This window comes from Halanaerobium sp. DL-01 (genome assembly GCF_003338615.1).
GTDB lineage: Bacteria > Bacillota > Halanaerobiia > Halanaerobiales > Halanaerobiaceae > QPJE01.
Map to the genome: position 1 here is coordinate 1 of NZ_QPJN01000024.1, position 12,514 is coordinate 12,514.

The window sequence follows — 12,514 nt, forward strand, 5'->3', positions numbered from 1 at the left end:
CAAATTTAAAAGATCACAACAGCCTAACCTGTTCAGTTTGCAGCAATGTTAAGGATATCAAAAGGTTATTAATTGTGATTTTGGGGAAACTCTATATTATCAGGACTATCCTCTGTTCCTGCATAATCTCTGTCATCATCTTCTTTCAGCATTTCTAAATGACTTTCCAGAAGTGTCTGAAAACGAATTTTAAAAAAGTTTTTCTTTTCTTTCAGCTGTTCAAAGTTCCTTCTTTCCTGAGCAACTGCTTTTTCTGCATCATCTTTAATCTGCTGTGCTTTCAACTCAGCTTCTTTAACTATCATTCTAGCTTCATTATTAGCCTGTTCAATTCGTTTATCAACTGTATCCTGCATGACCTGCAGGGTGTTTTCCAGTCTTTCTTCAATATCTTTATAACTGCTGAGCTTTTCCTGCAGTGACTGTTTTTCATCTTTTAGGTTGTTCATTTCCTTCAGCAGCCTTTCGTAGGCTACACCTATATCATCCATAAACTCATCTACCTGATCTGTATTATAACCAAAAGTAGATTTTTTAAACTCTTTATTATAAATATCAAGTGGTGTAATTTTCAAAGTCAAGCCTCCTTTAAGTAAACCTTTTTAAAGTTAATTTTATTCTATCTTTATTTGAAAGTCCTCTGTCTTCAGAAACTTTAACTCTTCCTCGACCACTAACAGAAATTAAATCACCTATTTCTATGTCAAAGGCAGGATCAGTTACCTGTTTCCAGTTCACTTTAATTCTGCCGTTTTTTATATCTCTTGACATTTTACTGCGTGAATAGCCAAACCCAGAACTGGCAACTGCATCAAGTCTCATTGAAGGTACAGTGGTTAAAATTTTCTTAACATGTTTAGCAGGAATAATTAAATCATCTTCTTTGATTTCTCTTATTTCAACAGGTACCTCATGCACTTTTTTTAGTTTTATCTCTATTATATCTTTTATTTCTTCAGCAGTAATAAACTGAACTGTATCCTGATTAATTAATATATCACCAATCATTTTTCTCTGAATACCAAGCCCCATTAAAGCTCCAAGAAAATCCCTATGACTCAAGTTCTGAAAAGAAAAATTTCCTTCAATTTCATATATAGTAATAAAGTTATCAACAAGATCTGGAAATAAATACTCCGGGAAAATAACTATTCTTTTTCTTTCTGCTGATTTATAACCACCTTCTTTTTTAAAATTAATATCTGAAATTTGAATTAATAAACTTGTAGCTATTTCCCGCTGATAGGGATTTAAAAAATCAGTTGACTGTTCTTTATTATATCTAAGCACCTGTTCTATTTTATCTATAATCTGAGAACCAAGAAGTTTTTCGTCTTCTTCATAAAGGTGACTTAATAATTTTTCTTTATTCAGCATTCAAATACCACCTTAAATTAGAATTCTTATAATAAAATTTTTGATTATTGAAAGAGCAAATATTGCAACCAGAGGAGAAAAATCAATCCCAATATTTGTTGTTGGCAGAATGTTTCTTATTGGACCTAGGATTGGTTCAGTAACATTATAAATAAATATAATAATTTTTCTCCAGCTCATATTTTGAACATTAGGTCTAATCCAGGATAAAATAACCCTTGCTATAATCAACCATGTTACAATTTCAAAAAATAAATTTATTCCTCTGATAAGTGTGTACATTTATCCGCCTCCTGCTTCTAATAATTTCTTTTTCCAAAAATTGCAGTACCTATTCTAACAGCTGTAGCTCCTTCTTCAACCGCAATTTTATAATCATTACTCATACCCATGGACAATTCGGGAAGTGGGTACACTCTGTCATTTAAATCCTGCTGTATTTTTTTCATCTTTCTAAAATAAGGACGAGCTTCTTCAGGATTTTCATTATAAGGAGCAATAGTCATTAATCCTTTTATTTCAATATTATCTAATTTAATAACTTTTTTTAAAAAAGTTTCAACTTTATTAGGTTTAATTCCATATTTATTTTCATCTTCTGCTATATTAACTTCAATTAGAAGCGGTATATTTCTATTATTTTTTTTGGCTCTTTTATCAATTTCTTTGGCAAGACGCCAGCTGTCAAGTGATTCAATCATCTTACAATTTGGCATCCTCATTAAATATTTTACTTTGTTTCTCTGCAAATGTCCAATAAAATGCCAGTCTATTTCTATGTTAATTTTTTTAAGTTTATTATCTTTTTCTTCCAGTTCCTGTACTCTATTTTCTCCAAATAATTTTACACCTGTATTTTTGAGAACTTTTATAGATTCGACCGGATGATTTTTACTGACAGCTATAAGATTAATTTCTTCATATTTTCTGCCAGCTTTTTCAGCAGATTCTTTAATTTCTTTCTTAACTTTATTCAATCTGGAAATCAAATCTTCTTTTTCCAACATAATTCACTCCTCAATACCATAATTAAAGTCTTCAGGGTTTACAATAACCTGAACTCCAACTTCTAAGCCTTTAACTATTACATTTTCCTGATCACCATCTACCACAATTACTTCCTGAAAAACATGTTTGTTATATCCACTTAATTTCAAAACTCCCTGACCGGATGGTTGAGTAAACACAGCACTCCTGGGAATTTTTATACCTCTATAAATATTTTTAATAAAATTTATGTCAATCCACCTGATATTTATCCATTTTGGTACAAATATGTCCATTTTAACAAATATAAAAGATTTATCTATTCCTTCAGTAATATCAATAATTCTACCTCTGATTAAATCTGTTTTCTTCTGTTCTGTTAGAAAAATAATTTCATTAATTCTAAAACGTTCCGCTTCTTCTTTTTCAGCAGGAACAATTAAAAATAAACGGAAATTATTAATTATTCTGTAGAGAGTCTTCCCTTGTTCAATTTTATTTCCAGAAATTAAATGGCGGTAATTGCCTTTATATTTTTCTATGTTATTTAAATCAAGTTTATTCATATTAGAAGGAATGACCGTAGATTCCAAACCATCTGTAGCATAACTTAAAATACCAGGAATTTTATTATATATACTCAAATTCCCATTTTCTAAACTTATTTCAGCAACTTTTGTGCCGGTAGAAATTCTATCTCCTTCTAGTGAAGACAAATTCACTTTCCCGGCTGCAGGAGATTTTATATTTTTTTCATCTCTTATAATTAACGCTTTAGTCTCAAAACCATCAATAATTTCTCCATGAGCAGCGGTAATTATATCATAATCAGAAAAATCCAAAATATGGGTAATAATAATAATTAAAACAAAAACTATAAAAAATATCACATATGGCAAAAATCTTTTTTTAAAAGATTTTCTTTTCACTTTAATCATCCTTTAACATTTCAGCAGCTAACAGATTAAATAATCTCAATAACAGCAGCCATTCTTCCTGTGCTTCTACCATCTCTCCTATAAGAATAAAATAAATCTTCATCTTCAAATGTACAGTATTTATTTTCGACAAAAATATTTTCATTTTTTATTCCTAAATCAAGCAGTATTTTCCTATTCACTTTTTTTAAATCAAGATAATAACTATTATTTAACTTTATAATAAAATTATCCCTGTTATTAAATTCCTGTAAAAATAAATCTGCCAGTTTTTTATCAACTTCATAATTTTTCATTGAAATTGATGGACCAATAATGATATTAATATCCGCCAGTTTTGAAGAAAATTCTTTTACAGCTTTATCCACTATTCTAGCTGCTATTTTTTCTATAGTCCCTCTCCATCCAGCATGAGCAATACCTGCAGTACGATTTTTATCATCAAATAAAATAATAGGAACACAATCAGCAAAAAAGGCAAAAAGAGGGAGATTTTTTTCTTTGGTAATCATACCATCAAACCCAGAAAGAGCATTTGAATGTGCAAAATATCCACAGCCAGAATTTTTTTTATCAACCACAGCAATTCTGCTGCCATGTATCTGTTCTACAACTACAGCAGATTTTTTGTTTATACCGGCCGCATTGAATAAAATATCTCTATTTTTTATTACATTGTCTTTTTTATCTCCCACATGCAGACCAAGGTTTAAAGAATTATATGGAAAATCACTAATTCCACCTCTGCGGGTAGAAAAAATTATTTTAAATAGATTATCTGTGCCATTTTTAAACTGCAGATAATCACAGGTATCATTAACATATTTAAACATAAAAATCACCAAACTCATCAAAAATAACTAAATTTTATTGATACTGATAGCGCTAAAGTATATAAGTACCAAGAGCTGCTTATCAAAAACTGCTAATATAAATCCTGATATGTTATATATCAGGATTTATATTAGTCTTGTTTTTTTCGCAAAAAAGCCGGAATATCCAGATCATCACCAGAAAAACTTTCCATTTCAAAATCACTATCTGATAGATCTTCTGCTTCGGGAGTACTGTCAAATTTTTTGCTTTTTTTTGCAGATCTAGCTGTATCAAAACCTGTAGCTATTACAGTAACCTTAATTTCATCTTCCAGCTCTTCATCTATTACAGCACCTAATATAATATTTGCTTCTGGATCAGCTACTTCCTGAATAACTCTGGCTGCCTCATTTGCTTCATGTATACCGAGATCAAGTCCTCCAGTTATATTTAACAGCACTCCTCTTGCACCATCTACTGAAGCTTCCAGCAGTGGTGAAGCAATAGCCTGCTTTGCTGCTTCAGAAGCTCTATTATCCCCACTAGCTCTACCTATTCCCATTAGAGCAGAACCAGCTTCTGTCATAATAGTTTTTACATCTGCAAAATCCAAATTGATAATACCTGTAATTGTAATAAGATCCGAAATCCCCTGTACACCCTGGCGCAAAACATTATCAGCTATTTTAAAAGCTTCCATTAAGCTGGTCTGCTTTTCAGCCACTTCCAACAGGCGGTCATTTGGAATAACAATTAAAGTATCTACTTTAGTTTTTAATTCATTAATTCCCTGAATTGCATTATTCATTCGTTTTTTTCCTTCAACAGTAAATGGTTTTGTAACAACTCCCACTGTCAGAGCTCCTACTTCTTTTGCAGCTTCAGCAACAACTGGAGCAGCTCCAGTACCGGTACCTCCACCCATACCTGCAGTTATAAATACCATATCAGCTCCCTGTATTGCCTGACTGATTTCTTCTTTATTTTCCTGAGCCGCTTCTAGTCCAATCTGTGGATTAGAACCAGCACCTAAACCTTTAGTCATTTTTTCGCCTATTCTAATTGTAATGCCTGCATTTGAAGACATTAATGCCTGAGCATCTGTATTTACTGCAACAAATTCTACACCTTCTAACCCTTCCTGTATCATGCGGTTTACGGCATTATTGCCGCCACCACCTACTCCAACAACTTTTATATTTGCAAACTGTTCAATTTCTGTACCAATATCAAACACTCATTTTCCCTCCTCTATTATAAGGATATTATTTATTTTGCTGTGATTTAAAAAAATTCGTTAAACCAATTTTTTAATTTACCAAAAAAGTTATTAACAATTGTTTTACTATTACTACTTTTTTTGCTTTCACCCCTATCATCATCTTTAATTCCAAACTGTACTAAACCTACTGAGGTAGAAAAAATGGCTTTAGGCACAGTATCACCTTTTTTTATATATACAGGATTATCAATAATATTAGAAAGCCCACTTACATAATCAGGTTCTCCAACTCTTACGGGAAGTTCTGTTACCTGTGCAGCAAGATCACCTGAATATTCCAGCAGTGATGCACCACCTGTAATCACCATTCCAGCTGGAGTTAAATCAGCCGGTCCAACTGTTTTCAACTCTTTTTTAACCATACTAAAAATTTCTTTCATACGGGGCTCTATTACTTCACCCAAAATACGCCTTGGTATCTTTTTTCTTTCTCTACCACTTGCAGAAAGAACATCTATGAAGTCTTCCTCATCAATTTTTTCAGCAATTGCAGAGCCATAAAGTATTTTTATCTTTTCAGCCTCCGATACAGGTGTTCTTAAGCCTACAGCAATATCATTACTAACATGGTTGCCGCCAACAGGTAAAACAGAAGTGTGTGTGATACTTCCTTCATGAAATACAATCAAATCTGTTGTTCCACCACCAATATCAACAAGTACAACTCCCAGTTCTTTCTCATCATCAGATAAAACCGATTCACTGGAAGCAAGTGGCTCTAAAACAACATCATCAACACTTAAACCAGCCCTCAAAACACTTTTTACTAAATTTTGAATAGAAGTAGAAGCTCCTTTAACAATATGAGTCTCAACCTCAAGTCTGACACCTGACATTCCCAGAGGATCTTTTATTCCCGGGCACCCATCAACAATAAATTCTCGTGCTAAAACATGCAGTATCTCTTCTTCTGCAGATAAAGGTATAATTTTGGCTGCATCAAGTACCCTCTCTATATCACTCTTTTTTATTTCTTTTTCATCACCTGTAACTGCAACAATTCCATGACTATTGATAGATTGAATATGGGAACCAGCTATACCAACATATGCAGAGTCAACTTTTATACCTGCCATCCTTTCAGCCTTTTGTACTGCACTTTTGATTGCATGGCTGGTTTTATCTATATCCACAACTATTCCTTTACGGAGTCCATTTGAAGGGGAAAGTCCGATTCCAATTATCTCTATATTACCCTCTCCACCAATTTCTGCAATTAGAGCACATATTTTTGTAGTTCCAATATCTAGTCCTGTTATAATTTTTTTTCTTCTTTTCATAACAGTCTACCCCCTTTCTCTTCATTTTTCTTCTTTATTTATATTCAAAACAGTAAATTGCACACTTAATTTTAATATTTCAATATAAATATCTTTTTTCCTTTATTACTATTCAATTATATTATTCACTTTTAAGTTTTATTACAGGATGTTTTACAACTTTAAGGTCTATATAGTCAGCTTTTTTATTCTCAGACTCGATTTTTTGTAAAATTGAAGCCAGTATATTAAATTTCTTCTCTATATTTTCTTTAGTTCCTAAATTAACACCTGTATTGGTATCTAAATAAAGTTTATAAATGCCATCATCTGTATACAATATTTTATTTATTTTATGCAGTAAATTTTGATCAATTTTTAATAATGCTGAAAATAAAACGTCTGTATAATCAGGAAACTTCAATTTATTATTATCAAATTTATAAGCTACTCCGGCTAACTCTGGAAGATCAATTATTCTATCATCTGTAACTTCATTCAGTATTATCCCGTCTGCAGAAAAAATTATTCTCGATTTTTTATTATCAATCCAGGCAATTGGTGTCCTTTCATCAATTATAATATGTACTTTTGACGGAAGAGTTTTTTTTATTTCTATTGAAGAAATAAAAGAAAACCTCTCCAGCTTAGATTTTATAATATCTTTATCTAACAGCAAAATATTATAATCATATAATTCCAGCAGTGCCCTCTGCAGAGCTTTTTTGTCAATTTCCTGACGGGAATGAATGCTGAATTCCCTTACTTTAAAAAAAGGAGAAAACAAAAATGATATTGAAGCCGTTATTAAAAAAAATATAATTAATAAAATTGTTAAAGGCTTTTTATTCATCATTTCCTCCTGTCAGAAAGTAGATCTTCCCCCAGTTTATAAATATTTCCGGCTCCAACAGTTAAAATAAGCTGTCCTTCTTTAAGATTGTTTAAAATATCTGCTTTTATTTGAGAGAAAGAGGAAAAATATCTGACATCAACATCAGAATTTTTTTCAACAGCCTTTTGTAAATCCTGAGAACTTATATTAAAATCATTTTTTTCTTCAGCTGAATAAATATCTGTAAGATATAAAGTATCAGCATCACCAAAGGCTGATGAAAATTCATTGAACAACTTTTTAGTTCGGCTGTAGCGGTGAGGCTGAAATACAACAATTACTTCTTTATAACCTATATTTTGTGCAGCTTTAAGTAGAGATTTTATTTCAGATGGATGATGGGCATAATCATCTACCACATCAACTTTATTATCTAATAATTTGCCTTTAAATTCAAATCTTCTTCCAACACCCTTAAAATTTTTTAATGCAGTAGAAATAATATCAAAATCAATACCCAGCTGAAATGCACACGATGCAGCTGCAAGAGCATTATAAATATTATATTCACCAGGCACCTTTAATTGTATTTCTCCAATATATTGACTACTGCTATAAAACTTAAAACTACTTCTCTCTTTACAATATTTAATGTCAGCTGATATATAATCGCCATCTTTTATGCCGAATTTAAACTGATTATTTTTAAATAATTTGGCAAGATTTTTGTCATCTCTATTATAAATAATAAAGCCTTTATTATTTACTTTATCAGAAAACTGTTTGAATACATATTTTATTTCATCAATATCTTTATAAAAATCAGCATGATCAAGCTCCAAATTGGTAAACAATACAGTATATGGATCAAAATACAGAAATGATCCATCACTTTCATCAGCTTCTGTAATAAAAAATTCTCCTTTTCCATCAGATACATTCCCACCTATTTCCGGAAGATATCCTCCTACCATGATAGCTGGATCTTTGTCAGCATTTTTAAAAATAGCAGCAAGCATAGCTGTTGTGGTTGTCTTCCCATGTGTTCCTGCAACTGCTATTGTTTTCTTCTCTTTCATTAGTTCAGCAAGCATCTCAGCCCTCCTAAAAATAGGAATATTAAGCTTTTTTGCTGCTTTAATTTCAACATTATCTTCAGGCACAGCACTGGAATAAACAACATAATCAGCACCTATAATATTTTCTTTTTTGTGTCCGATAATAATATTCACATTGTTTTCATCTAAATCTTTAAGATATTTGCTTTTTTTTAGATCAGAACCACTTACTTTATATCCCCTTTTAAATAATATCTTAGCAATACCGCTCATTGAAACTCCACCAATTCCTATTAAATGAATATGAGCACCTTTTTTTAGCACAAAAATCTCCCCTAATTAATCTTTTCTATTATTATATTTATTATTTTATCCAGTGAATCTTCTCTTGCCACAGCTTTACTCTTTTGTTTCATATATTTTAATCTTCTATCATTTTCAATAATCTCAAGAGTTTTTCTGAGTAAAATCTCTCCATTTAAATTTTTTTCTTCAATCATCAAAGCTGCACCATTACTGCAGAGAGAAGATGCATTATACAGCTGATGATCTTCAGCAGAATGAGGAAAAGGTATCAGCAGAGCTGCTAATCCCTTAACTGTAATTTCAGAAATACCTGTTGCCCCAGCACGCGAAATTACCAGATCAGATGCTGCAAGAGCATTTTCTATATTTGATAGGTAAGAAAAGATTTTTATTCTGCTGTCATTTTCAATATCTATCTTGTAATTTTCCAGCATCTCAAGAACAGACTGGTAATTTTTTTTACCTGTTATATGAAGCAGCTGAATCTTTTTTTTAGGGTTATTACTTATATATCTGTACAGTGAAATTGAAGCCTGATTGATACTCTCAGCTCCCTGACTTCCGCCAACAATTAAAATAGTTTTCCAATCGTAGTTAAGCCCCAGTTCTAAAGCTCCTTCCATTCTTGTTCTATCTATAATCTCCTGTCTTACTGGATTACCAGTTAATTTTGTTTTTTTTCTGACAGACTTTGGAAAATACTGGTCAGCTTCAGAAAAATTTAAACAGATTATATCAGCAAAAAATGATGAAATTTTATTTGTTATACCTGGATATGCATTTTGTTCATGTATCAAAGTAAAAATATTATTAAAATATGCTGCCAGAACAACAGGGCCAGCAACAAAACCTCCTGTCCCAATTACAATATCTGCATCATATTTTTTTATTATTTGATAAGCTTTAAATAGTCCTTTTAAATTTTCTTTTATAGAATATATTATGTCAAATGAAATTTTTCTGGGCAGTGACATAACAGGAATTGACTCAAATTTAAAACCTGCTTCAGGAACAATCTCAGATTCCAATCTAAAATTAGAACCTATGTATAAAACTTCCCACCCCAATTTTTTAAGCCTATCTGCAACTGCCAGAGCAGGATAAATATGTCCACCTGTACCACCACCAGTAATTACTGCTTTCATATTTAACCTCATTTCTTTGTATATCTGGATATATTTAACAACAGTCCGAGAGATGACAAAATAATAATAAGTGAAGAGCCTCCATAACTTACGAAAGGTAAAGTAATACCGGTTACCGGCAAAACTGCTATTGCAACACCTATATTTAATACTGCCTGTAGTACAATAAATGATGTTATACCAACCGCCAGCAGTGAGGAAAATACATCCTGAGCATTAACAGCTATCTTTAAACCCCTCCAGGCAAAAAGAAAAAATAACACCAGAACAGTCAAGGTACCAATCAGGCCAAATTCTTCTCCCAAAACTGCAAATATAAAATCTGTACCTGGTTCAGGAAGATAGAGAAATTTTTGATGGCTGCCTCCTGGTCCAACTCCAAATATACCGCCTGATCCAAGTGCAAGTAAAGACTGAATAATATGGTAACCTGTGTCCAGTGGGTCTTTCCAGGGATCAATAAATGCAAACATCCTTTCCCTCCTATATGGACTTGAATAAATGAAATAGAACAACATGGGTACAGTAATCAGTATCAGAGTAAAAAAATGTCTCATCTTTATACCTGCTGAAAAAATTATTATGGCAGAGATAGCTGCAATCATTATAGCTGTACCCAGATCCGGTTCTAATAAAATTAATAAAAATATTATACTAATTATGATCAAAGCAGGAAGCAGACCACTTGTAAAATTTTTTATATCATTATCTTCATTATCAAAATATGCAGCAAGATAAATAATTACTGCCAGTTTTGCATATTCAGAAGGCTGACCACTGATAGGCCCTAAAGAAAGCCATCTTCGTGCACCACCAACCATTTTACCCACAGCAGGGATTAATACTATAACTAGTAAAAAAACTGCAGATAAAACAATTAAGGGAGCAGCTTTTCTGACAACATTATAATCAATTTTTATGGTCAGAAACATAAATAATAACCCTATAATTAAATATTTAATTTGATTTTTAAAAAAATAAAAATTATCCCCATAATAATCCTGAGCTTTTATAGAACTGGCAGAAAGTATCATAATTAACCCAATTACTATCAGAGTCATTACCACAAAGATCAACATTAAATCAGGTAATTTTTTTTCGCGCATATTTAAAACACCCTACTCATATTTTACACTATACTACTTAAAATTAAGTATATTTTGTACTTCTTTTTTGAAAATATTACCTCTTACTTTATAGTTTTCATACATGTCCCAGCTCGGACAGGCAGGTGAAAGGAGCAGACAATCTCCTTCTTTCATTTTTTTAAATGCTGTTACAACAGCTTCCTGCATATCAGAAACTTTAACAGCAGCAACAGAAGTTTTTTTAACAGTTAAATCATAAATTTGATCCGCTGTTTCTCCAAGCAGAATTAAAAATTTAACTTTTTTATCAATTACATCAATTAATTCACTAAAATCTGCATTTCTGTCCTGTCCACCTGCAATTAAAACTACAGGCTGTTTAAAACTTTCAACGGCTTTAACAGCTGCAGCAGGATTGGTTGCTTTTGAATCATCCACTAATATAAAACCACTATTATTTTGTATGAATTCCATCCTATGTTCTTTTAAAGAGTAATTTTTTAAAACATTTCTGATTTTTGTTCTATTCTGACCACAAAGATATGCTGCTGCGGCTGCAAAAGCTGAATTTTTTTTGTTATGATCTCCAGGTAAATCCATATAGCGATAATCTAAAATTTCTATTTCTCTATTATTTTTTTTAAGCATCAGTTTTGTGTTTTCAATAAATAAATCAGCATCCTTATTATTTTGAGAAAGATACAGCGTTCTGGCTGGAATATTATCTCGTATTGAATTAAGATATACATCATCAATATCAATTAAGGCATAATCATCTTTAGTCTGATTAGAAAATATTTTAAGTTTAGCATTTTTATAGGCTTCTTCATTAATGTGTCGATCTAAATGATCGGGACTGTAATTAAGATATATAGAAATCCAGGGTCTAAATTCTTTTACCGCTGCCAGCTGAAAAGAACTTACTTCGACAACAATGATATCATCTTTATTTAAATCATCCACTACCGAAATAAGAGGAATACCTATATTCCCTGCTGTCCTTACTTTTTTATTGTCCATTCCCTGCAGCATTTTACCAAGAAGATCTACAGTTGTAGTTTTGCCATTTGTACCTGTGACAGCTATAATTTTAGCTCTGCAAAATCTGTACGCAAGTTCTATTTCGCTAATTATTTCTATATCCAGCAGTTTAGCCTGGTTTAAAATTGGAATATTCAGCGGTACACCCGGACTCATCACTATTAATTCAGATTCTAAAATTTTTTTGCTGTGTCCACCAAAATCAAATTCACAATTAATGCCATCAATTTCTTTTATTAAATTGTCAAGTTCTTTTTTGTTTTTAGTGTCAGAAATAATAATTTTGGCACCCTTATTATTTAAAAATTTAACAAGAGAAATTCCGGTTCTACTGCTGAATCCCATTACTGCAATTTTTTTGTTTTTCAAATACAAAATAATC

Annotated in this window: 13 protein-coding genes; all 13 read right to left on the reverse strand. The window is 31.7% G+C overall.

From position 1 onward, the window contains the following. Positions 1-68 precede the first annotated feature (68 nt). The gene (locus DER71_RS08625) at positions 69-575 is read right to left on the reverse strand and encodes a DivIVA domain-containing protein (RefSeq protein ID WP_114474565.1); all 507 of its coding nucleotides are present in this window, start codon (positions 573-575) and stop codon (positions 69-71) included. Between the two features lie 13 nt (positions 576-588). Then, the gene (locus DER71_RS08630) at positions 589-1,377 is read right to left on the reverse strand and encodes a photosystem II S4 domain protein (RefSeq protein WP_114456833.1); all 789 of its coding nucleotides are present in this window, start codon (positions 1,375-1,377) and stop codon (positions 589-591) included. A gap of 12 nt (positions 1,378-1,389) precedes the next feature. Continuing rightward, positions 1,390-1,659 carry a YggT family protein gene (locus DER71_RS08635; RefSeq protein ID WP_114456832.1) on the reverse strand — a complete coding sequence of 90 codons (270 nt, stop codon included), beginning with the start codon at positions 1,657-1,659 and terminating at the stop codon, positions 1,390-1,392. Positions 1,660-1,676: 17 nt separating this feature from the next. Then, entirely contained in the window at positions 1,677-2,384 is a 708-nt protein-coding gene (locus tag DER71_RS08640) for a YggS family pyridoxal phosphate-dependent enzyme (protein ID WP_114456831.1), read from the reverse strand. Between the two features lie 3 nt (positions 2,385-2,387). Further along, entirely contained in the window at positions 2,388-3,293 is a 906-nt protein-coding gene (locus tag DER71_RS08645; RefSeq protein ID WP_369834988.1) for an HlyD family efflux transporter periplasmic adaptor subunit, read from the reverse strand. A 35-nt stretch (positions 3,294-3,328) separates the two neighbouring features. Beyond that, positions 3,329-4,135 carry a peptidoglycan editing factor PgeF gene (gene pgeF / locus DER71_RS08650; RefSeq protein WP_158531678.1) on the reverse strand — a complete coding sequence of 269 codons (807 nt, stop codon included), beginning with the start codon at positions 4,133-4,135 and terminating at the stop codon, positions 3,329-3,331. 131 nt (positions 4,136-4,266) lie between these two features. Continuing rightward, positions 4,267-5,355 (reverse strand): cell division protein FtsZ, encoded by a 1,089-nt coding sequence (ftsZ, locus tag DER71_RS08655; RefSeq protein ID WP_114456828.1) that lies wholly within the window; start codon positions 5,353-5,355, stop codon positions 4,267-4,269. Positions 5,356-5,402: 47 nt separating this feature from the next. Beyond that, positions 5,403-6,680 (reverse strand): cell division protein FtsA, encoded by a 1,278-nt coding sequence (gene ftsA / locus DER71_RS08660; protein ID WP_114456827.1) that lies wholly within the window; start codon positions 6,678-6,680, stop codon positions 5,403-5,405. A 121-nt stretch (positions 6,681-6,801) separates the two neighbouring features. Beyond that, positions 6,802-7,512 carry a cell division protein FtsQ/DivIB gene (locus DER71_RS08665; protein ID WP_158531677.1) on the reverse strand — a complete coding sequence of 237 codons (711 nt, stop codon included), beginning with the start codon at positions 7,510-7,512 and terminating at the stop codon, positions 6,802-6,804. After that, on the reverse strand, positions 7,512-8,876 hold the full coding sequence (murC, locus tag DER71_RS08670) for a UDP-N-acetylmuramate--L-alanine ligase (protein ID WP_114456825.1): 1,365 nt from the start codon (positions 8,874-8,876) through the stop codon (positions 7,512-7,514). Before murC ends, DER71_RS08665 begins: the two co-directional genes overlap by 1 nt. An 11-nt stretch (positions 8,877-8,887) precedes the next feature. Next, the gene (gene murG, locus DER71_RS08675; protein WP_114456824.1) at positions 8,888-10,003 is read right to left on the reverse strand and encodes an undecaprenyldiphospho-muramoylpentapeptide beta-N-acetylglucosaminyltransferase; all 1,116 of its coding nucleotides are present in this window, start codon (positions 10,001-10,003) and stop codon (positions 8,888-8,890) included. Positions 10,004-10,011: 8 nt separating this feature from the next. Next, positions 10,012-11,109, reverse strand: coding sequence for a putative lipid II flippase FtsW (gene ftsW, locus DER71_RS08680; RefSeq protein WP_114456823.1), 1,098 nt, complete (start codon positions 11,107-11,109; stop codon positions 10,012-10,014). A 33-nt stretch (positions 11,110-11,142) separates the two neighbouring features. Beyond that, positions 11,143-12,507, reverse strand: a complete 1,365-nt coding sequence (gene murD, locus DER71_RS08685; protein WP_114456822.1) for a UDP-N-acetylmuramoyl-L-alanine--D-glutamate ligase — start codon at positions 12,505-12,507, stop codon at positions 11,143-11,145. Positions 12,508-12,514: the final 7 nt, after the last annotated feature.